The 22,338-nt window shown below is 60.5% G+C and carries 19 protein-coding genes and 1 pseudogene; 10 read left to right on the plus strand and 10 right to left on the minus strand.

Translation table 11 applies throughout. The annotated features are described in order from the left end of the window. The first annotated feature begins 48 nt into the window (after positions 1-48). Positions 49-537 carry a DMT family transporter gene (locus AD670_RS21290; RefSeq protein ID WP_053136907.1) on the plus strand — a complete coding sequence of 163 codons (489 nt, stop codon included), beginning with the start codon at positions 49-51 and terminating at the stop codon, positions 535-537. Here the strand turns inward: AD670_RS21290 and AD670_RS21295 are convergent, their stop codons facing one another. From AD670_RS21295 to AD670_RS21315, 5 genes are all read right to left on the minus strand, one after another. Then, the gene (locus tag AD670_RS21295) at positions 538-1,869 is read right to left on the minus strand and encodes an MFS transporter (protein WP_053136910.1); all 1,332 of its coding nucleotides are present in this window, start codon (positions 1,867-1,869) and stop codon (positions 538-540) included. Positions 1,870-1,928: 59 nt separating this feature from the next. Continuing rightward, positions 1,929-2,870 (minus strand): hydroxymethylglutaryl-CoA lyase, encoded by a 942-nt coding sequence (locus AD670_RS21300; RefSeq protein WP_053136914.1) that lies wholly within the window; start codon positions 2,868-2,870, stop codon positions 1,929-1,931. Then, entirely contained in the window at positions 2,867-4,060 is a 1,194-nt protein-coding gene (locus AD670_RS21305; protein ID WP_053136917.1) for a CaiB/BaiF CoA-transferase family protein, read from the minus strand. Before AD670_RS21305 ends, AD670_RS21300 begins: the two co-directional genes overlap by 4 nt. Before the next feature lie 89 nt (positions 4,061-4,149). Further along, complete coding sequence (locus AD670_RS21310) at positions 4,150-5,058, minus strand: LysR family transcriptional regulator (RefSeq protein WP_053136920.1); 909 nt, start codon at positions 5,056-5,058, stop codon at positions 4,150-4,152. Further along, complete coding sequence (locus tag AD670_RS21315) at positions 5,058-5,732, minus strand: NAD(P)H-binding protein (protein WP_053136924.1); 675 nt, start codon at positions 5,730-5,732, stop codon at positions 5,058-5,060. The genes AD670_RS21310 and AD670_RS21315 overlap by 1 nt, the downstream gene beginning before the upstream one ends. A 352-nt stretch (positions 5,733-6,084) precedes the next feature. Between AD670_RS21315 and AD670_RS21320 the strand changes: the two genes are divergently transcribed. Further along, positions 6,085-7,311: an aminotransferase class I/II-fold pyridoxal phosphate-dependent enzyme gene (locus AD670_RS21320; RefSeq protein ID WP_053136927.1), complete on the plus strand. Its 1,227-nt coding sequence runs from the start codon at positions 6,085-6,087 to the stop codon at positions 7,309-7,311. 139 nt (positions 7,312-7,450) lie between these two features. Then, positions 7,451-8,638 carry an MFS transporter gene (locus AD670_RS21325; RefSeq protein ID WP_053136930.1) on the plus strand — a complete coding sequence of 396 codons (1,188 nt, stop codon included), beginning with the start codon at positions 7,451-7,453 and terminating at the stop codon, positions 8,636-8,638. On the opposite strand, the gene yiaY is transcribed toward AD670_RS21325, so the two are convergent. Next, positions 8,605-9,753, minus strand: coding sequence for an L-threonine dehydrogenase (gene yiaY / locus AD670_RS21330; protein ID WP_053136933.1), 1,149 nt, complete (start codon positions 9,751-9,753; stop codon positions 8,605-8,607). The genes AD670_RS21325 and yiaY overlap by 34 nt on opposite strands. Before the next feature lie 125 nt (positions 9,754-9,878). Here yiaY and AD670_RS21335 point away from each other — a divergent pair, with 125 nt between their 5' ends. From AD670_RS21335 to AD670_RS32030, 6 genes and pseudogenes are all read left to right on the plus strand, one after another. After that, positions 9,879-10,895 (plus strand): DUF4917 family protein, encoded by a 1,017-nt coding sequence (locus tag AD670_RS21335; RefSeq protein WP_053136936.1) that lies wholly within the window; start codon positions 9,879-9,881, stop codon positions 10,893-10,895. Between the two features lie 109 nt (positions 10,896-11,004). Continuing rightward, positions 11,005-11,544 carry an RNA polymerase sigma factor gene (locus AD670_RS21340; protein WP_053136939.1) on the plus strand — a complete coding sequence of 180 codons (540 nt, stop codon included), beginning with the start codon at positions 11,005-11,007 and terminating at the stop codon, positions 11,542-11,544. Then, positions 11,541-12,509: a FecR domain-containing protein gene (locus AD670_RS21345; protein WP_053136943.1), complete on the plus strand. Its 969-nt coding sequence runs from the start codon at positions 11,541-11,543 to the stop codon at positions 12,507-12,509. Before AD670_RS21340 ends, AD670_RS21345 begins: the two co-directional genes overlap by 4 nt. A gap of 128 nt (positions 12,510-12,637) precedes the next feature. Continuing rightward, a complete protein-coding gene (locus AD670_RS21350; protein ID WP_053136946.1) occupies positions 12,638-15,211 on the plus strand; it encodes a TonB-dependent receptor in 2,574 nt (857 codons plus the stop codon). Positions 15,212-15,314: 103 nt separating this feature from the next. Further along, positions 15,315-16,229 (plus strand): DMT family transporter, encoded by a 915-nt coding sequence (locus AD670_RS21355; protein ID WP_053136949.1) that lies wholly within the window; start codon positions 15,315-15,317, stop codon positions 16,227-16,229. Continuing rightward, a pseudogene (locus tag AD670_RS32030) lies at positions 16,183-16,299 on the plus strand (outer membrane lipoprotein carrier protein LolA); the annotation flags it as partial. The gene AD670_RS21355 and the pseudogene AD670_RS32030, both read left to right, overlap by 47 nt. Positions 16,300-16,307: 8 nt before the next feature. Here AD670_RS32030 and AD670_RS21360 read toward each other — a convergent pair. From AD670_RS21360 to AD670_RS21375, 4 genes are all read right to left on the minus strand, one after another. Continuing rightward, entirely contained in the window at positions 16,308-17,525 is a 1,218-nt protein-coding gene (locus AD670_RS21360) for an SAM-dependent methyltransferase (protein ID WP_053136952.1), read from the minus strand. A gap of 120 nt (positions 17,526-17,645) precedes the next feature. Beyond that, positions 17,646-18,263: a TPM domain-containing protein gene (locus AD670_RS21365; RefSeq protein WP_053136955.1), complete on the minus strand. Its 618-nt coding sequence runs from the start codon at positions 18,261-18,263 to the stop codon at positions 17,646-17,648. Between the two features lie 28 nt (positions 18,264-18,291). Beyond that, positions 18,292-19,020 carry a YgcG family protein gene (locus tag AD670_RS32155; RefSeq protein ID WP_053136958.1) on the minus strand — a complete coding sequence of 243 codons (729 nt, stop codon included), beginning with the start codon at positions 19,018-19,020 and terminating at the stop codon, positions 18,292-18,294. Between the two features lie 18 nt (positions 19,021-19,038). Next, positions 19,039-19,650 carry a LemA family protein gene (locus tag AD670_RS21375; RefSeq protein WP_053136961.1) on the minus strand — a complete coding sequence of 204 codons (612 nt, stop codon included), beginning with the start codon at positions 19,648-19,650 and terminating at the stop codon, positions 19,039-19,041. A 238-nt stretch (positions 19,651-19,888) separates the two neighbouring features. Between AD670_RS21375 and bglX the strand changes: the two genes are divergently transcribed. Further along, complete coding sequence (bglX, locus tag AD670_RS21380) at positions 19,889-22,180, plus strand: beta-glucosidase BglX (protein WP_053136964.1); 2,292 nt, start codon at positions 19,889-19,891, stop codon at positions 22,178-22,180. Positions 22,181-22,338: the final 158 nt, after the last annotated feature.

The raw sequence follows: 22,338 nt of genomic DNA on the forward strand, positions 1-22,338 counted from the left end.
TGCGTGACGAATAACCTAGAGTCCAGCAAAACCTCTGGGAGATTCGAAATGACGACGTTGCATTGGGCTGGTTTGTTGCTACTGGCAGTGATCGCCGGGGCGGTGGTGCCGTTTCAAAGTGCGATCAACGCCAACCTCGGACGCGGTCTTGGGCACCCGCTGTGGGCCACGCTGGCGTCGCTGCTGGTGAGCATCATCGTACTGCTGCCGGTGATCGTGGCGCTGCGCTTGCCGCTGCCCAGCCTCACGTTTATCACCAAGGCGCCGCTGTGGATGTGGGCAGGTGGCGCATTCGGCGTGTGCTTTATCTCGCTGGCGCTGATGCTGATGCCCAAGCTGGGCGCATCGGGGTTTATCGCCCTGGCCATGGCCGGGCAGATTCTTGCGTCGCTGCTACTGGATCACTTCGGCCTGTTTGGGTTGGCGGAGCGCCCCCTGACAACGCCCCGAATCCTTGGCGCGTTGTTGTTGATGGGCGGCGTGGCGTTGATTCAGTTCAGCGCCACACCGGCCCGTGCGCTGACAACCGCAGGCTGATCAAGCCTTGTCGAGGGTGCGCAGCTTTTGCGGCAGGCCCCACAGCAGCAGCGCCGCCGCCAACAAAGCACACACGCCTATCACATAGAGCGCCGGGGTGGTGCTGCCGGTGAGGTCCTTGATCCGCCCCACCATCACCGGGCTGACAATGCCGCCGAACTGCCCGAGGGTGTTGATCACCGCAATCCCGCCCGCCGCGCCTGCGCCGGCACCGGCCAGCAACTTGGGGGGCAGGGTCCAGAAGGTCGGGATCGACGCGATGATGCCGGCGCCCAACATGCCCAGGGCGATGATCAGGAAGGTGGTGTGGTCGGCAAAGATCCCGGCACTGAAGAAGCCCACCGCGCCCAGCACCACCAGGCCGCAGACAAACTTGCGGCGCTCGCCGGTCGCGTCCGACAGCCGCCCGATCACCACCATGCTGATCGCGCCGCACACATAGGGAATCGCGGTGAGCAGGCCGATCATCACCGGGCTTTGGGTGCCGGCGCTGCGGATCAGTTGCGGCGCCCAGAAGTTGAGGCCGTAAGACGCCACTTGGATCAGGAAGTAGATAAACCCGAGCATCAAAAAGCCGGGAATGCGGATCGCCGACAGCAACGAGCCCCCATGTGTGTTCGGCTCATGCTGGGCAATACGGCTCGACAACAGGGTCTTCTCCGCCGGCGTCAGCCAGTGCGCATCTTCGATACGGTCCTTGAGCAGGGTCAGCACCAGGAAGCCCAAGCCGATGCAGGGCAAGCCGCCGAGCAGGAACAGCCAGTGCCAGCCGCGCATCTGCAGCACGCCGTCGAGGTGTTCCAGCACCAGGCCGGAGAACGGTGCGCCCACCAGGCCCGCAAAGGCAGACGCCAGGAACAGCATCGAGGTAATGCGCCCGCGGAAGTGCTGCGGGAACCACAACGTCAGGTAATACAGCACACCGGGCGCGAAGCCCGCCTCCATCGCGCCGATGATGAAACGCAGGCCATAGAACTGCCATTCGGCCGTGACAAACACCATGGCCGCCGTGGCCAGGCCCCACGACATCATGATCCGCGCGATCCAGCGCCGCGCGCCGACCTTGTACAGCATCATGTTGCTTGGCACTTCAAAAATCACATACCCCACCACGAACAACCCGGCGCCCAGGCCGTAGGCGGTGTCGCTCAGGCTGAGGTCGGCTTGCAGCTGGAACTTGGCAAAACTGATGTTGATGCGGTCAAAAAACGCGAACAGGTAGCACACCATGATCAGCGGCATCAGGCGCCAGGCGACCTTGCTGACCAGGGCTTTTTCGGCATCGATTTCAGCGGCCGGGCGCGCGCCGACCTCCAACGTATTAGTGCTCATGGTTTCTCTCCAGCGGACTGCTCACAGGCGTCCGATTGTTTTTGTTGTCTGGTATGGCGTTACAAGGCGGCGATGGAGTCCGGCGGCAGATGCAGGTCGCAATTGCGCCCGGCCTTGGCTACCTGGCCGGGCAATTCATGGCCCAGCAAGGCCGGCAAGCGGCGGGACAGGTTCAGCAGGTGCGGCAGGTCGATTCCGGTGTGAATGCCGACCTCTTCACACAGGTTGACCAGATCTTCGGTGCAGATATTGCCCGACGCCCCCGGCGCAAACGGGCACCCACCCAGCCCCCCCAGCGCTGCATCAAAGCGTCGGGCTCCAGCTTCGTAGGCGGCCAGCACGTTGCACAGGCCCAGGCCGCGGGTGTTATGGAAATGCAGGGTCAGGTCGCTGGCAGGCACGCGTTGCAGCACGCGCTTGACCAGGCGTTCCACCTGGCGCGGGTTGGCCATCCCGGTGGTGTCGGCGAGGCTGATGCCCTGGATGCCCAGTTGCAGATACGCGTCGACCAGTTGCAGCACGCGGTCTTCATCGATCTTGCCTTCGAACGGGCAGCCAAAGGTGGTGGCGATGCTGCCATTGAGGCGTACCGGATGCCCGGCGGCAAAGCTGACGATATCGCCGAATGCCGCCAACGACGCCTCGCACCGCATGCGCATATTCGCCAGGTTGTGGGTCTGGCTGGCCGACATCACCAGGTTCAGTTCGTCGGCGCGCGACTCGACGGCACGCTGGGCGCCCTTAAGGTTAGGGATCAGCGCAACGTAGATCACACCGGCTTTACGCTCGATGCCCTGGAACACGTGTTCGCCATCGCGCAATGCAGGGATGGCCTTGGGCGACACAAAAGAACCGGCTTCGATCCGCGAAAAACCGGCCAGGGAAAGCTGGTCGATCAGGGCGATCTTGTCAGCGGTTTCAACCCAGGTCGGTTCGATTTGCAGGCCATCGCGCGGGGACACTTCCTGTACGATCAGCGGGTCGGAATAGTCAGTGATCATTGCACCACTCCCGAGGTTTTCAGGCGTTGGATGTCGGCAACCGTAAGGCCCAGGCTGCCGAGGATGTCATCGGTGTGCTGGCCCAGGCTCGGGCCCTGCCAGTTTACGGCGCCGGGGGTTTCCGAGAGCTTGGGCACGATGCCGGGCATCTTCACCGACACACCGCCAGGCAGCTCGGCATTGAGCAACATGTCGCGCGCCTGGTAGTGCGGGTCGCTGACGATATCGGCCACGGAGTAGATGCGCCCGGCCGGTACTTCGGCGGCTTCGAGGGCGCTGAGCACCTGCTCGATAGGCAGGCTGCTGGTCCAGTGGGTGATGGCGGCATCGAGCAAAGCGCTTTTCGCCGCACGGCCATCGTTGTGGGCGAATTCGACGGCTTCGGCCAGGTCGGCGCGGCCGATGGTGGTCATCAAACGCTTGTAGATCGGGTCGCTGTTGCCGGCGATCACCACATAGGCACCATCAGCGGTCAGGTAGGTATTCGAGGGCGCGATGCCGGGCAAGGCGCCGCCGCTGCGCTCGCGCACATGGCCGAGCATGTCGTATTCGGGCACCAGGCTTTCCATCAGGTTGAACACGCTTTCCGCCAGGGACACATCGACAATCTGCCCGTCGCCCTGGCCGGTCTTGACCCGCAGCAACGACATCAGCGCGCCGATCACACCGTGCAACGACGCGAGGGAGTCGCCGAGGCTCACGCCGACCCGCGCCGGGGGCGAATCGGGGTTGCCGGTGGTGTAGCGAATCCCGCCCATGGCTTCGCCGATGGCACCGAAACCAGGGCGGTCGCGGTAAGGGCCGGTCTGGCCGTAGCCGGAGATACGCACCAGGGTCAGCTTGGGGTTGAGCGCGTGCAGTACGTCCCAGCCCAGGCCGAGTTTTTCCAGGCCTCCGGGGCGCAGGTTTTCGATCAGCACATCGGCATCGCCGAGCAGTTGCTTGATCAGGCTCAGGCCTTCAGCGGACTTGAGGTCCAGGGCCAGGGATTTCTTGTTGCGTGATTGCAGGTACCACCACAGCGAGGTGCCTTCATGCAGCTTTCGCCATTTACGAAGCGGATCGCCCTGCCCCAGGGTTTCGATCTTGATCACCTCGGCGCCGAACTCGGCCATCAGCCGGGCGGCAAACGGCGCGGCAATCAGCGTGCCGATCTCGATCACCTTGATACCACTCAAGGGAGCCGTCATGGGGTGTACCTCTTATTCTTGGAATGTGAGCCCAAGGCTAGAGGACAGGGACAGGAAAAATCCAACCGTCAGTTGGCAAGGAGCGTTCGCTAAATGCGAACGCTCAGATGATCGAATAACAGCCGACTCACTGGCGACAACTGCGCCTCATCGCGCACCACCAGGATCAAACTGCGGTCCGACCAAGCATCGGTCAGTGGCACGGCATGCAGGCCCAGGGCACGGCCAAACAATTCATAGGCCTTCAGCGGCAGGATGCCGATGCCCATGTTCGCCTGGACCATCCGGCACATCGCATCAAAGCCCGGCACATGAATACGCAGGCGCAGCATCTTGCCGGCCTCGCGCGCGGCGGCGTGGCTGCGCATGTTGATCGAGCTGGCGGCGTGCAGGCCAACGTAGTCACTGTCCAGGGTCTCGGCGAAGGCCAGGCTTTCGCGCGGCGCCAACGGGTGATCCGCCGGCATCAACACCACCAGTTTGTCGTGGCGATAGGTCACGCTGGGCAGGCCCTTGGTGTCGGTATCACTGGAGCAGATCCCCAGGTCCGCCACCCCATCCAGCACGCCTTGCACCACGCCGTTGCTGGGGCGCTCTTCGAGGTCGGTTTTCACTTCGGGATGCAGCCCGGAAAAATCCCGCAAGTCTTCTGGAAGAAACTGAATAATCGCCGAGAGATTGGCCAGCATCCGCACGTAACCGCGCACGCCGTGGCTGTGCTCGCCAAGTTCCAGGCCCATTTTTTCCACGTTGAACAGCATCTGCCGGGCATGGTGCAGCAGGGTTTCGCCGGCGGCGGTGAGGTCCATGCCCTTGGCTCGCCGTACGAACAGGCTCACACCCAGCACCTGCTCCAGTTCCATCAAGCGCTTACTGGCTGCCGACACGGCGATGGCTTCACGGGCGGCGGCGCGGGTCAGGGTGCCCTCTTCGAACACCGCGACGAACAACTGCAGGGTGATCAGATCAAGGCGACGCACCAGGCTTTTGTGCAGCATCAGGCGCGCTCGGACGCCAGGCGATTGATCTGCGCCTGCTCCACGACCGGTTGCGGCGCGCCATGGCGCACCGCCGCGAGCATCGCCCGGCCAACGGTCTCGGTGCTCACCACCCAGCCCGGTTTGACCCGACGCACCAACGACAGCACTGGCCCGAGCACGGAATAGAAGGCTTGATACAACGGCGTCTTCGAACGCACACCGTGCAGCGGCTGGATGATCCCCGGCCGGAACAGGTACACCGCCTTGAACGGCAGGCGCAGCAAGGCATTCTCGGTCTTGCCCTTGACCCGCGCCCACATCGACTTGCCCGCCTCGGAGCTGTCGGTACCGGCGCCGGACACGTAGATAAACGTCATCTGCGGATTAAGCCGCGCCAGGGTGCTGGCGGCGACGAGGGTCAGGTCATAAGTGAGGTGGGTGTACCGGGTTTCATTCATGCCCGCCGAGGAGACGCCGAGGCAGAAGAAACACGCATCAAACCCTTGCAGCAGGTTTTCCAGGGGTTGGAAATCCAGCATGTCGCTGTGCAACACCTGATGCAGCTTGCCGTGTTCCTGGGTCAGGGGCGTGCGGCCGACGGCGACGACTTCCTGTACGTCAGCGGCCAGCAGGCACTCGCGCAGGACGCCCTGGCCGACCATGCCGGTGGCACCGAATAACAGAATTCTCATCAAGTACTCCCTTCATCCATCTAGTTTCGACTACCCAAGAGACAGGTCCTTGAAGGCCATCGTCACATCCGGCCGGTATGCGAACACCTTACTCAATCCTGCAGGCTACGACCTCTACAAAACACCAACGCCCCCTGCGTTGATTCCCCAATCACGATCAAATGCTCCCCGGATTCGCCACGTTGAGTCCTGCACATAAGAATCGGACGGAGGTGCATTTTTGACTTAAAAATGTAGGATCTTACTCACAACGAAATATCCATTCGGAGCAGCTTGCATCGGAAATATCTGACTTAACGTATCAGAGTTTTCCCTTTACTGTTTTCGCCTTTCCCAAGGACAGGTAAAAACAATGAAAAGCACGCAATCAAAAAACCAGTTCACAAACTACAAAAAATTAATTGACCTCGCCGACAGAGACTGGCACTCAGCACAGTCAGGCCGAATATGCGAACTCAATGTAAACGTTCAAAAAAACAATCAACTTATCGATCAGCACGGACGAAAACTTCATCATTTCTGCACGACATCATATCTTGGCCTCGACTATCACCAAAGCATACTGGAAGGGGCTATCCAGGGAGTAAGAGAAGCCAAAACACTTCGCATTGCAAACTCAAAAAATCGATGCAAACTTGAAATACTTGAACGATATGAAACAGAGCTATCAGGTCTTTTCAACTCTATCTGCCTCAGCACTTTGTCCTGTAGTGCGGCCAGCTCCGGACTCTTGCCCATGCTCGCCAGCGGCGTATTTACCAATGACTCCCCACCCACAATGGTATTCGACAAACATTCCCACTATTCAATGAATCATGTTAAAGCCTCGTGCGCAGATGAAACAGAAGTAACAACCGCGCCTCACAATGACATGTGCTGGATTGAAGACTTATGCAAAAAACGTAAAAATGTCGCTTACATTGCAGACGGCGTATACAGCATGGGTGGCGTCGCAGATATTGATAGCCTGCTCTATTTAAAGGAGCGTTACGGGCTGTTCCTTTATTTGGATGACTCACACGCCCTGTCAGCATTTGGAGAGAGAGGAGCCGGTTTTATCCGGCCACGTTTGCAAGAGATAGACACTAAAACGTTAATCGTGGCCTCTCTAGGCAAATCATTTGGTGCCAGTGGAGGACTGATCATGTTCGGTAGCGAAAGGCAGAAAAGTCTAATGTACCGATACGGAGGCCCTAGCAATTGGTCCCAAAGTCTCAACTCTGCCGCCATCGGAGCCGGGCTGGCATCAATAAAAATACATCAAACGACCGAGCTATCCGCACTTCAAGAACAGCTTCAAACTAACATTCGGCTATTCGACAGTCTTATCTACACTGAGCAACAGGGTGCCAACACCGCAATACGCTTGGTAACCTGCGGCGAGGCTGAAAAAGCTAACACACTCGCTATACGACTAGCCGACAGCGGATTTTTCACATCTGCCGTATTTTTTCCTGTGGTGCCCAAGGGAAAAGCAGCAATACGTATAACGCTTAGAGCAGATATGAGCCATCAAACAATAGAGTTATTCTGCTCAACATTGACAGCCTTAATACAGGAACACCAAGACGTAAACTGAATTGCGCAGCGACTACAACCAACTTCCACATACGCGCCCTTACTTCTCAGTGAGCTAAGTATCAATCATTGCTCGGATCTATACGGAGGAATCGACCTGCGATGACTGACGCAGAACTTAAGGCGCAGGATGCTTCCCATTGAAAAACACCACCCGTCTCACCCTCGCCTGCTGCGCCGCCTTTCTCGCCCAAGTCGGCATTAGCAGCTATTTGCCCGCGATGCCGGCCATCACCCAATCGCTGCTCGCCGCCGAAGACCACGTCGCACTTGCCCTGGCGGTGTACCTGGTGGGCATGGCGCTGCCGATGTTGCTCTGGGGCTGCCTGGGGGAGCGTTTTGGCAGAAAGCCGGTACTGCTGGCGGCGCTGGCAGTATATGCCTGCGCAAGCGCGGCGATTCCATCGGCATTTAACGTCGAATCTTTTTTGTCACTACGACTGATTCAGGGTTTGGGTGCGGGTGGAGTCTCGGTCATGGCCAGGGTGTTGGTGCGAGACAGTTTTAGCGGGGCGCTTTTGGCCAGAGGGTTGTCGTGGCTGGGGATGACGTTTGTAGTCGCGCTAGGTATCGGCCAATTCATGGGTTCGTTGTTGCAGGTGGCCTTCGGCTGGAAGGCAATTTTCTATGGGTTGGCAATAAGTGCTGTCACGTTGATTGCTGTGTTGCAAAGAGTGGTGTTTCCGACAGTGATGAAGGCTGATTCGCCAGACCCAGCCTGGCGGATCTACACCACGATTGTGCGGCATCCCCCCTTTCTACACGCAGCATTGGCCGGTGGGTTGGGCTATGGGGTGATCATTGCATTCAACACCTGTGCACCGCTGATACTGCAAGGGCGTTTCGAGTGGAGCGCGGCGCAGTACGGATGGCTGGGGTGGCCGATCAGCGGTGCCTATCTGGCGGGGGCGTTGATGGTCAACCGCTTCGTCGCGCGCATGGGGCGGTTGAAGATGATGAGCTGGGGCGTGGCGCTGGCGTTAATGGGAACGGCGCTGATGCTGCTGGGCAGTGTGGTTGCCAGCGGGATCGCGCTGTTGTTGTGGTTGCCGTATTGCCTGGCGGTAGTTGGGCAATCGATGAGTTACCCCATCAGTTTGTCACTGGCTAATGATCATTCGCCGATCGGCGGCTCCTATGCCATGGCCTTGAGCGGCTTTATGCATCAGTTAATGGCGGCGTTGATCGGCGGCTTAGCGAGCCTGCTGGTGAGTCAGCAGGCATGGCCATGGGCGCTCTTGTGCGTAGCGTTGGCTGGCGGCGCATTCGTGTGCGCCGCCAATTGCCGGACGTATCAGAACGCGCTACGAAAGATCTCCTCAATCTGACGCTGATCGGCCCGCCGTGGGTTGGTCAGCCCACACGCGTCCTTCAATGCATTGGTGGCCAGCAGCGGAATGTCCTGCAACTTGGCGCCCAGTTCGCGCAGGCCGGCGGGGATCTCAACGTCCTGGGACAGGCTGCGAATGGCAGCGATGGCGGCTTGGGCGCCCTCTTCGTCAGTGCTGCCCTTGGCGTCGACACCCAATGCGCGGCCGACGTCGCTCAAGCGCTTGGCACTGACGCTGGCGTTGAAGCTTTGCACATGGGGCAGCAGCACCGCGTTGCACACGCCGTGGGGCAGGTCGTAGAGGCCGCCGAGTTGGTGCGCCATGGCATGCACGAAACCCAGGGAGGCATTGTTGAACGCCATGCCTGCGAGGAACTGGGCATACGCCATGTTTTCCCGCGCGACCTTGTCGCTGCCGTCGCGTACCGCCAGGCGCAGGTTGGCGCTGATCAGTTCGATGGCCTTGATCGCGCAGGCGTCGGTGATCGGGGTGGCCGCAGTCGACACGTAGGCTTCGATGGCGTGGGTCAGGGCGTCCATGCCGGTGGCGGCGGTGAGGCCCTTGGGCATGCCGACCATCAGGCTCGGGTCGTTGACCGACAGCAGCGGCGTGACGTTGCGGTCGACGATGGCCATTTTCACGTGGCGGGTTTCGTCGGTGATGATGCAGAAACGGGTCATCTCGCTGGCGGTGCCGGCGGTGGTGTTGATCGCCACCAAGGGCATCTGTGGCTTGCTTGATTGGTCGACGCCTTCGTAGTCGCCGATGTGCCCACCATTGGTGGCGCACAGGGCGATGCCCTTGGCACAGTCATGGGGCGAACCGCCGCCCAGGGACACCACGAAATCGCAGGCGCTCTGCTGCAACAGCGCCAGGCCTTTCTCGACGTTTTCCACATTGGGGTTGGGCTTGGCGCCGTCGTAGATCACCGAGTCGATGTCCTGCATCGCCAGCTTCTCGGCGATCATGCTGGCCACGCCCGCCTTGGCCAGGCCGGCGTCGGTGACGATCAGTGCTTTGCGAAAACCGTAGTTGCGAATGGCATTCATGGCTTCGTCGAGGCAGTCGGTGCCCATGATGTTGACGGCGGGAATGAAGAAGGTGCTGCTCATGGCGAATCCTCGGATGACGTTTATGCCTACAGCATCAACCTCACCTGCCTACGGCACCTTGATCAGGATCAACACCCACTCGTGATAAAGTCGCCGTCCAGCCGAATTCGAGTAGACCCGCCGCAATGAAGGATTTCCAGGATATTGACGCCCACCTTGAAGACTGGAGCGCCCTGCGCAGCAGCACGGCCTTCAGTGGGATTCTGATCGGCAATGGCGCAAGCCGCACGATTTGGGAAGACTTTGCCTACGACTCGCTGTTCGAAAACGCGCGTACCGTCGAAGAAAAACCCCTGGGCCAATCCGAACTCAGCGTGTTCGATGCCCTGCAAACCCGCAGCTTCGAGTACGCCCTGGGCGCACTGAAGACCACCAGCCGCGTCAACAAAGCCCTGGCGGTCAGCTCGGCGGCGCCGCGCAATCGCTACTACGCGATCAAGGAAGCGCTGATCAATACCATCCACGCCGTGCACATTCCGTGGCGCCTGGTACAGCCGTCGACGCTGGCGACGATCAACCGCGAGCTGGCGAACTACGCCACGGTGTTCACCACCAATTACGACTTGCTCAACTATTGGGCGATCCTGCACACGCCGGGCATCGATGACCTGTTCCGCAGCGCCGATGCAAGCTTCGACCTGCGCAACACCCATACCGATACCACGCGCATCCTCTACCTGCACGGCGGCCTGCACCTGGTGCGCAACCTTGACGGCACCGCGCGCAAATTGCCGACCACCAACAGCACCTTGCTCAGCAGTTTTGCGATCAACAACACGATCAAGACCCTGGACGATGTGCCGCTGTTTATCAACGAAGGCAAGGTGGAAGAGAAGCTCAAGACCATCCGCAGCTCGGATTACCTGTCGTTCTGCTATGAGCAGTTGCTGACCCATGAGGGCGCACTGTGCATCTTTGGCCATGATCTGGGCGCGCAGGATAAACACCTGGTGGATGCGATTCGCCAGGCCCGGCCGACAACCCTGGCGATCTCGGTATCGGGCCGCAGCGACGGGTTTATTCGCCAGCAGAAGCGACGGTATTCGGAGTTGTTTGATGGCAGCGGTGCGCAGTTGAAGTTTTTTGCGGCGCGTACGCATCCGTTGGGTGATCCCGCACTGTCAGTGCCTGTGGAACGCTGAGGCCCTCCCACATTTAAATCGAGTACATCCTTTAAATAGAGACAAATGATAATGATTCTCGATAGAATTCACGACTTTTCCACGTCGTGCTTCGTCAAGAAGGATATTCATGTCTCGTCCCAAGCCCGACCCGTTGTCGGCCGATGCCTTTCGCAGGTTTTATACGGACATTCTGTATTTCCTGCGCAAACGCACGGACAACGCCAGCGACGCGGCGGACATGACCCAGGATGTCTTTACCCAATGGCTGGACTACCGCGACCGCGCCAAGGTCGAGCAGCCACGGGCGTTTCTGTTCCAGATGGCGCGCAACCTGCTGCGTGATCACTGGCGCAAACAGAAGGTACGGCAAACTGTCCATTCTGATCAGGCCGACAGGGACACCGAGCCGGTCACCGATGAGCAAAACGACCCCATGGCCGCCGCGCTTCGTATGCAACGCCTGGAACAGTTGAAAGAAGTCCTCGCCGAACTCTCGCCCCGCAGGCGAGAAGCCCTTATGCTGCACCGCTTCGAAGGCCTGAGCCAGGCGCAGATCGCCGAACGCATGGGTATTTCGACGAGCATGGTGGAAAAGCACATCGCTTTTGCCCTGCTGCATTGCAAGCGACGCCTTCAACCAGAACCCGGCACGGAGCAGCCAGAATGAACCGCCTGAGCGACACCGACGCCCTGGATATCGAAGCGAGCGACGCCATCGATGCCCAAGCCGCCAGTTGGTTTGCCCGCAACCGTAACAACGCCGGCCGTGCCGACCGCAAGGCCTTTGCCGTCTGGCAGGCCACGCCTGCCCATGCCCGCGCCTATGCCGAATTCGAGCAACTGTGGGCCGACCTCGCCCAACTGCAGCAACTGAACAAACCCGTGGCGCTGCCCACGCGCAAACCGTCGGCATGGCGCCCGGCCCTGGCCGTCGCCGCCGCCGTGGTATGCGCCGTGCTGGCCACGCATCTCGGCGCACCCCGCGAGCTTTATCACAGTCAGGTGACGGCCCACGCCAAGGGCATGCGCACCTTGAACCTGCCCGATGGCAGCACACTGTATGTGAATGCCAATACGCGCCTGCGCGTGGATTTCAGCGCGCACCAGCGCCTCGTGCACCTGGACAAGGGCCAGGTGTATATCGAGGTGGCTGCCGACAAGGAGCGGCCACTGTTCGTACAGGCCGGCGAGGCGAGTGTGCGGGTGGTCGGCACCGGTTTCGATATACGCCGCAGCCAGCAGCAACTGGTGGTCAGCGTCGCCCACGGCCAGGTCGCTTTCGAGCCGTCCGCCAAAAGCCCCGTTTCCCTGCTCGGCGCCCAGCAACGCGCGACCTACAGCTACGCCAAGGGCACCTTGCAACAGCAAACCCTCACGGGCGAAGAAGTGGCCGATTGGCGCAGTGGGCACTTGTCGTTTCGCAACCGCGAACTGGCCAGCCTGATCGATGAACTGAGCCTGTATCGCCCGCAGGCACCGTTGCAGGTGAGTAACGCCGTAGCGCACATGAAAGTCTCGGGCAATCTGGATGTGAATGATCCGGACGCACTGCTCAGCGCCCTGCCCGCTCTGTTGCCGGTGAAAACCGTGATCTCGGCCGACGGCATCGTGCGGATTGAACCGAGCAAATAATCAGCCAGAATCTTATTTGAGAATATTTTTCATTCGCAGGTGTGGATTTTTTTATCTGCCCCGTCTTCCTCCGGTCTGCATCTGATCAGCACACCTTTTTGGCCGTTTTGGCCGCTCCGGGGGATTTCATGTTTCGCGCGCCTTGCCACGTTGCTCACCTGTTTCTTCGACCGACCCTCATCGCCACCTGCCTGGCGTTCAGCCTCAGTGCCCAGGCCGAGTCATTCACGCTGCGACTGCCCGCCCAGGCGCTGGCCACGTCCCTGAGCCAAGTGGCGCAGCAGGCGAAGATCCAACTGTTGTTCGATGAGGCGCTGCTCAAGAACGTGCAGGCACCGGCGCTCAACGGTGACTTCACACCGGAAGTTGCGATTCGCAGCCTGCTGAAAAACGGCGAGTTCACCCTGATCAAGGTCGGCAGCACCTATGTGGTAAAGCCCGAAGAGGCCAAGACCACCCAGAGCGGCGCAATCCAGCTGGACGCCCTGAGCGTGATCGGCACCGGCACCAAGGTCGACTCCAGCACCGTCGGCCGCTCAACCATGAACCAGGCGGATATCGATCGCTATCAGCCCAACAACATCCCCGCGCTGCTGCAGAACCTGCCCGGCGTGTTCATGGGCGGCTCGCCCAAACCCGGCGGCCAGACCATCAACATCCGCGGGATGGGCGAGGCCGAAGACGTGCCGATGTCGGTGGATGGTGCCACCAAAAGCGGCTTTGAGCGCTATCAGCAAGGCACGGTGTTTATCGAGCCCGAGCTGATCAAGAACGTCGAAGTGGAAAAAGGGCCGTACTCGCCCTTCACCGGCAACGGTGGCTTCGGCGGCTCGATCATCATGGAAACCAAGGACGCTCCAGACCTGTTGGAAGAAGGCCGCAACGCCGGGGCCATGCTCAAATATGGCTACGCCAGCAACGACCACGAACAAGTCTACAGTTCGGCGGTGTATGGCCGTACCGATGATGGACGCTTCGATGCGCTCGCCTACCTGACGCAACGCGATGGCGGTGACATGAAGCTGGCCGGCACTCCGCCCGATCCCGAAAACCGCTACCCGATCAACCCCAAGCGCTTGCCCAACAGCGCGCAGAATGTGGACGGCAAACTGTTCAAGTTCAACGCCCACCTCACTGACGAACACAGCGTGGGCCTGTCTTACTCGCGGTCCAACAGCCAGCGATGGACCCCGTTCTCAGCCAAAAGCTACCCGACCCCGCCGCTGCAATCCGCGATTGACCGCTATGGTTACGAAGGCGCCTTGAAACGCTTCCTCGCCAACCGTGAAACCATCGATACCACCTATTCGGGCAAGTACCTCTACCAGCCGCTGGACAACCCGCTGATCGACATGAAGCTCAGCTATTCGGTGTCCCATACCGACCAGACCGATGAGCGCGAGGCCGACGCTTCGTTCTCCCTGGCCACGGGTGGGCGCAAGATGGACACGGCCTACGGCGACAAGATTCTGGAACTGCGCAACATCAGCCTGTTCAGCACCGGCCCGCTGGAACACGCCGTGACCACTGGGGTGCAGGTGCGCAAGCACAAGCGTGAAACCGAAAGCTGGATGCCCGGCGCGACCTACAACACTGCCAAGTACAACTACGGGCACTTCCAGCCGTACTTCATGCCCCATGGCAAGGTCGATACCAATGCGTTCTATCTCCAGGACGCAGTGACCCTCGGCGACGTGACTATCACCCCGTCCCTGCGCTATGACCACGTACGTAATCGGGGCGAAGCCAACGATGCGCCGTACTACAGCAACCCGGACCCGAGCATCGGCCATGACTACAGCGACCGCACCTACACCGGTTGGTCCCCGCGCCTGGCCGCCTACTGGAACATCACGCCGGACGTGGCGATGTTTGCCAGCTGGAACAAGACCTGGCGCGCCCCGGTGATCGACGAGCAGTACGAAGTCCAGGGCGTCGGCAGCCGCACCTCCACCAGCCTCAACCTCGACCCGGAGCGCATCACCGCCATCACCGCAGGCAACATCACCAACTTCTCCAACCTCATCGGCCGTGGCGATAACCTGCAACTGCGTACGACGTTGTTCCACAACCGTATCGAGGACGAAATTTTCAAGGCGACTGGCATCGGCTGTGACCGTCAGAATACCGTAGTGGGGAGCATCGACAGCGTCTGCACAAGCGCCGACATGGCCGCCAAGACCAACTACCGCAACGTCGGCGGCATGACCATCAAGGGCTTCGAGCTTGAGGCTTACTACGACTCGACCTACCTGTTCGGCTCGGTGTCCTACTCCTACGCCACAGGCAAACGCGATAACCCCTACACCAACCCGTGGGCCACCGACATCCACGTCTGGGCCCGGGACATTCCACCGGCCAAATGGGTGGTGATGATGGGCAACAAAATCCCAAGCTGGAACGCACAGTTCGGATGGCAAGCGCAGTTCGTGCGCAAGACTGACCGCCTGCCCAGCGATAGATACTCAGGCGGCTTGAACAGCTCGGTGGGCGACACGTTCTACGACCAATACGCCAACGAGTCCTACGCCAGCATGGGCCTGTTCGCCAACTGGAAACCGCAGCAGGCCGGTCTTAAAGGCACCGAGGTCAACTTTACTGTCGACAACCTGCTCAACAACAACTACCGGCCCGCCCTCAGCGGCGACCGTGCCTACAGCCAAGGGCGCAATGCCAAGATCAGCGTCACGCGCTTCTTCTGAAAAACTGTACGGATAAATCCGCACCCAGCTGTAGGCCCGCATTCGGCGGGGGGTGTGGCTAGATGGGCTTCCCTTGAAGCCCTCTGGATTTCGGATCCCTCCCATGAGCTCGCGCGAAAACACCGGCATGGCCCTCGGCCTGCTGGGCGTCATCATCTTCAGCCTGACCTTGCCCTTTACCCGCATCGTGGTGCAGGAAATCCACCCGTTGCTCAACGGCCTGGGCCGTGCGTTGTTCGCGGCGGTGCCGGCGGCGGCGCTGTTGCTGTGGCGCCGTGAGCGCTGGCCGACCTGGCGACAGGTGCGGGGTTTGTGCCTGGTGATTGCCGGGGTCATCCTCGGTTTCCCGGTGCTGTCGGCGTGGGCCATGCAAACCTTGCCGGCCTCCCATGGCGCGCTGGTCAACGGCCTGCAACCGCTGTGCGTGGCGCTGTATGCGGCATGGTTGTCCCATGAGCGGCCGTCAAAAGCTTTCTGGGCCTGTGCGGCGCTGGGCAGTGCGCTGGTGTTGAGTTATGCGTTGATCACCGGCGCCGGCAGTATCCAGGCCGGCGATCTATTGATGCTCGGCGCGATAGCCGTGGGTGGCCTGGGCTATGCCGAAGGTGGTCGGTTGGCCAAGGAGATGGGCGGCTGGCAGGTGATCTGCTGGGCGCTGGTGCTGTCCACGCCGGTGTTGATCGGCCCGGTGTGGTACCTGGCGGCGCAGCATCAAGGCGCGATTTCCATGCGCACCTGGTGGGCGTTTGGCTATGTGTCGCTGTTCTCGCAGTTCCTGGGGTTCTTTGCCTGGTACGCCGGATTGGCCATGGGCGGCATTGCGCGGGTCAGCCAGATTCAGCTGTTGCAGATCTTCTTCACCATCGCGTTTTCGGCGCTGTTCTTCGGTGAACATATCGAGCCGATTACCTGGGTGTTTGCCTGTGGGGTGATCGTCACGGTGATGCTCGGGCGCAAGACGGCGGTGCAGGCTGCGCCAGTCCCCAACAGGAGCGAGCTTGCTCGCGAAGGTCGCTAACGATAACGCCGGAAACCTGGAAGCCTGCGGTGCTCTCAGGCTTTTCGCGAGCAAGCTCGCTCCTACAGTGGGCGGCGGTCAGATCAAGTAGCCATCCGCGCGCAACAGGCTTTCCAGGCAGTGTTCGGAGATGTGATAGAACGCCTTCAGCGCTTGGATTTTTTCCAGTAACTGCGCGTTGTCCACCGGCTCCGCACGCTTGACCGCCAGGATCATCTTGTTCTTGTTCGTATGCTCCAGGGAGATGAACTCGAACACCTTGGTCTCGTAGCCACAGGCTTCGAGGAACAACGCACGCAAGCTGTCGGTGACCATTTCCGCCTGCTGGCCCAGGTGCAGGCCGTATTGCAGCATCGGCTTGAGCAGCGCCGGGCTCTGGATCTGCAGGCGAATCTGCTTATGGCAGCACGGCGAGCACATGATGATCGACGCGCCGGAGCGGATGCCGGTGTGGATCGCGTAATCGGTGGCGATGTCGCAGGCATGCAGGGCGATCATCACGTCGAGTTCGCTGGGCGCTACGCTGCGCACATCGCCACATTTGAACACCAGCCCCGGGTGTTCCAGGCGAGCGGCGGCGCTGTTGCACAGGGTCACCATGTCTTCGCGCAGCTCAACGCCGGTGACTTCGCCTTCGGCCTTGAGGGTGTTGCGCAGGTAGTCGTGGATCGCAAACGTGAGGTAGCCCTTGCCCGAACCGAAATCGGCGACGCGCACCGGTTGGTCCAGCTTCAAGGGGGATGACGTCAGCGCGTGGCTGAACACTTCGATGAACTTGTTGATCTGCTTCCACTTGCGCGACATCGACGGGATCAGCGCCTGCTTGGCGTCGGTCACGCCCAGGTCGGCGAGGAACGGCCGGCTCAGGTCGAGGAAGCGATTCTTCTCACGGTTATGCTCGGCCGATGGCGCCTCGCGCAGTTGCTGTGGCTTGCTCTTGAACAGCGAGCTTTTGTTCTTCTTGCTGTATTCCAACTGGGCTTCGTCAGTCAGCGACAGCAGGTGTGCGTTCTTGAACGAGGCCGGCAGCAACTCGGCAATCGCCGCCACGCCGTCGGCCAGCGCGAAGTTCTTGGTGATGTCGCGGGTCTTGTAGCGGTAGACGAAGGACAGGCACGGCTGCTCCTTGACCGTCACCGCCTTGATAATCAGCCGCTGCAATTCGGCTTCGTCACCGACGTACTTGGCCAGCACCAGCTTGATAAAGGCGTTCTGCGCCAGGCTTACGCTCAACAGTTCGATGAACTGGGCATGATGATCCGGCGCAGGGCGGGCAGGTTGAGCGGTAACGGACATGAACAAAAACGCCTCGGGCAGGGAATGCCGGGCATTTTAGGGGGGATGGGGATTTAGGGCACGGGGTTATTTGATCAACGGTACTCTGCCCCATCCCACATTGGCTTAGTGGTGTTTGGATTATTCGAGTACGACCAGGCGGTTGGGAAGTTCATTACGTGTCTGAGTCACCGGCACATGCACCTTGAGCAACTCGCCGCACGCCTCGATACAGGCAATAAACCCAGCCAGCGTCTGCCCCTGTTTCACCTGCTGGGTAAACGCCTTGACGATCCCATCCCAATGGCTGTCATCCAGGCGGCTGGAGATGCCGTCGTCCACCAGGATTTCCACATAGCGCTCGGCCTCGCTGACAAAAATCAGCACCCCGGTGCTGCCCAGGGTGTGGTGCAGGTTCTGCTCCAGAAACTGCCGGCGCGCCAGGTTGGAGGCGCGCCAATGGCGCACCGAGCGTGGGATCAGGCGGGTGGTCACCTTGGGCAGGCGAAACAGCAGGCACAACACGATGAACGTCGCCCACTGCGCCAACAGCAAGGTGTACATGGTCAGGTAGCCCGACAGGTAATGCACCACGCCCGGCACCACCAAGGCGATCAGGCTGGCCCACAGCAGGGGGATGTAGGCGTAATCGTCGGCGCGGGCCGCCAGCACGGTGACCAGTTCGGCGTCGGTGGTTTTTTCGACCCGGGCAATCGCTTCGGCGACTTGGCGCTGCTCGTGTTCAGTCAGTAATGCCATGGTTGTAGTTGCTCTCTAATTATTGTCATTACCAGCCGCCCGATGCGCCGCCGCCACCGAAGCCACCACCGCCGCCTCGGAAACCGCCGCCACCTCCCCCGCCACCGCCGCCGCGTCCACTGCTGCTGAGGATCGCCAGCAGGATCGCCCCCACCGGCAGGCCCATGCGATTGCACAGCCACAACACGCCGATCAGCAGGATAAACAGGCCGATGGAGAAGCCGGGATTATCCTTGGCAAAGTTGGCATCCGCCACATGCGCCGGCACCGCCAGCGGTTCACCGCCGACCACCTGCACCATCGCCGCCACACCGTCGCTGATGCCCTGGCTGAAATTGCCGGCCTTGAACTTGGGTGCAATCACCTGATTGATGATCACCCAGGCCTGCGCATCGGTGAGCACGCCTTCAAGGCCATAGCCGACTTCGATGCGCAACGTGCGCTCATCACGAGCGACGATCAATAAAGCGCCGTTGTCCTTGCCCTTCTGGCCGATGCCCCACTGGCGACCCAACTGGTAACCGTAGTCCTCGATGGGCACGCCCTGCAGGTCGGGCACCGTGACCACCACGATCTGGTCGCCACGGGTCTGTTCCAGCGCCTGCAACTGCTGGGTGATGTGCTCGCGCGTGGCCGGGTCGATCATCTGGGCAGTGTCCACCACCCGTCCGCTCAACGCCGGGAACGTCAGCGCCGCCTGGGCCACGCCCACACAGGCGAGCATCCACAGCGCCAGGCCTATCCGTAATAAACGCATCGACACCTCAGTGCAGCCTTATTTGAACTTCACTTGCGGCGCTTTATCGGCATCGGCACTGGTGGCTTCAAAGGTGGCGCGGATCGGCAAGTCGCTGTACATCACGCTGTGCCACAGGCGGCCAGGGAAGGTGCGGATCTCGGTGTTGTACGCCTGCACGGCCTGGATGAAATCGCGACGGGCCACGGCGATGCGGTTTTCGGTGCCTTCAAGCTGGGATTGCAGGGCCAGGAAGTTCTGGTTGGCCTTCAGGTCCGGGTAGCGCTCGGACACCACCATCAAGCGGCTGAGGGCACCGCTCAAACCGTCCTGGGCCTGCTGGAACTGCTTGAGTTTTTCCGGGTTATCGAGGGTGCTGGCATCCACCTGGATCGACGTGGCCTTGGCCCGCGCCTCGATCACGGCGGTGAGGGTGTCTTGCTCATGGGCAGCGTAACCCTTGACCACTTCCACCAGGTTGGGGATCAGGTCGGCGCGGCGTTGGTACTGGTTCTGCACCTGGCCCCAGGCAGCCTTGGCCTGTTCGTCCAGGGTCGGAATATTATTGATGCCGCAACCGCTCAGTACCGTGCTGATCAATAGCAAAACCGCGGCCTTGAAGCCCCAGCGGGAATAGTGTGCTGCTTGCATGGTGTTTCTCCTGCCCAAACTGGATGGAATGTGACGACTAACCCTATAAACCACACGCTTGGGGCATAATCCGCCACCACTGGAATGCATCGAGCCAATCAGCTACAAAGATGCCCAGCACGAAAAAGAGTTCAGAGTGTGCTGCATTTATCTGAACAACACCCGAACAACAATAGACGCTCCCCACATTTTGGCCGATCAGCCTAATCGCTGTGCAGTGAGCCGAAAAAGGATATTCATGAAGAAGCTGTGTTTGCTCGGCCTTGTTGCCACGCTGGCCACCCACCCCGTCTGGGCAGAAACAAAGCCTGCTGCGCTCAAAGACAAGGACGCCTTCGTCAGCGACCTGCTCAAGCAGATGACCCTCGATGAAAAGATCGGCCAATTGCGCCTGATCAGCATCGGCCCCGAAATGCCCCGCGAGCTGATCCGCAAGGAAATCGCCGCCGGCCGTATCGGTGGCACCTTCAACTCCATCACCCGCCCGGAAAACCGTCCGATGCAGGACGCGGCCATGCGCAGCCGGTTGAAGATCCCGATGTTCTTCGCCTATGACGTGATCCACGGCCACCGTACGATCTTCCCGATCAGCCTGGCCCTGGCGTCCAGCTGGGACATGGACGCCATCGGTCGCTCCGGGCGCATCGCCGCCCAGGAAGCCGCCGCCGACAGCCTCGACATCACCTTTGCGCCGATGGTCGACATCTCCCGCGACCCGCGCTGGGGCCGCACGTCCGAAGGCTTCGGTGAAGACACGTATCTGGTCTCGCGGATTGCCGAAGTGATGGTCAAGGCCTTCCAGGGCACCAGCCCCGCGAATGCCGACAGCATCATGGCCAGCGTCAAGCACTTCGCCCTCTACGGCGCAGTGGAAGGCGGGCGTGACTACAACGTGGTCGACATGAGCCCGGTCAAGATGTACCAGGACTACCTGCCGCCGTACCACGCGGCGATCAAAGCCGGTTCCGGCGGCGTGATGGTGGCGCTCAACTCGATCAACGGCGTGCCCGCCACCGCCAACACCTGGCTGATGAACGACCTGCTACGCAAGGACTGGGGCTTCAAGGGCCTGGCCGTCAGCGACCACGGTGCGATCTTCGAGCTGATCAAGCACGGTGTGGCCAAGGACGGGCGTGAAGCCGCCAAGCTGGCGATCAAGGCCGGCATCGACATGAGCATGAACGACTCGCTGTACGGCAAGGAATTGCCTGGGCTGCTCAAGTCCGGCGAGATCGAGCAGAGCGACATCGACAACGCCGTGCGTGAAGTGCTTGGCGCCAAGTACGACATGGGCCTGTTCAAAGACCCGTACCTGCGCATTGGCAAGGCCGAGGATGACCCGGCCGACACCTACGCCGACAGCCGCCTGCACCGTGCCGAGGCCCGTGATGTAGCGCGTCGCAGCCTGGTACTGCTGAAAAACCAGAACAACACCCTGCCACTGAAAAAATCCGCGACCATCGCGCTCGTGGGTCCGCTGGCCAAGGCACCGATCGACATGATGGGCAGCTGGGCCGCTGCCGGTAAGCCTGCGCAATCGGTGACCCTGCTCGACGGGTTGAATGCGGTGATCGGCGAGAAAGGCAAAATCATCTACGCCCGTGGCGCCAACATCACCAACGATAAGGCCGTGGTCGACTACCTCAACTTCCTCAACTTCGATGCCCCGGAAGTGGTAGATGACACCCGCCCGCCCCAGGTACTGATCGATGAAGCGGTCAAGGCCGCCAAGGATGCTGACGTGGTGGTCGCCGCCGTGGGTGAGTCCCGTGGCATGTCCCACGAATCTTCCAGCCGCACCGACCTGAACATCCCGCAAAGCCAGCGCGACCTGATCAAGGCCCTCAAGGCCACCGGCAAGCCGCTGGTATTGGTGCTGATGAACGGCCGTCCGCTGTCGATCCTGGAAGAGAATCAACAGGCCGACGCCATCCTCGAAACCTGGTTCGCCGGTACCGAAGGCGGCAACGCCATTGCCGACGTGCTGTTCGGTGACTACAACCCGTCGGGCAAACTGCCGATCACCTTCCCACGCTCGGTGGGGCAGATTCCGACCTACTACAACCACCTGACCATCGGCCGGCCATTCACCCCTGGCAAGCCGGGCAACTACACCTCGCAGTACTTCGATGACACCACCGGGCCACTGTTCCCGTTTGGCTATGGCCTGAGCTACACCACGTTCAGCTTGTCGGACATGGCGTTGTCTTCCACCACCCTGAACAAGACCGGCAAACTCGACGCCAGCGTCACGCTGAAAAACACCGGCAAGGTCGATGGCGAAACCGTGGTGCAGTTGTATATCCAGGACGTGGCGGGTTCGATGATCCGTCCGATCAAAGAACTGAAGAACTTCCAGAAGGTGATGCTCAAGGCTGGCGAAGAGCGCACCTTGCACTTCACCATTACCGAAGAAGACTTGAAGTTCTACAACACCCAGCTCAAGTTCGCGGCGGAACCGGGCGAGTTCAATGTGCAGATCGGGCTTGATTCCCAGGACGTACAGCAGCAGACGTTTGAATTGCTCTAAAACGATTACACGCACTTGAGCCCACGCGCGGACCTGTTCACTGGACATATACAGGTACCGCGCTGATACCGATGAGCGCCTCGATCGACGGCCTATATAAATACCCCCTCATACACGCCTGCATACAATCCACTATCAAAGAACAAACCTATCGCAAC

The sequence above is a fragment of the Pseudomonas sp. MIACH genome, assembly GCF_001269925.1.
In the GTDB taxonomy this organism is placed as follows: Bacteria; Pseudomonadota; Gammaproteobacteria; order Pseudomonadales; family Pseudomonadaceae; genus Aquipseudomonas.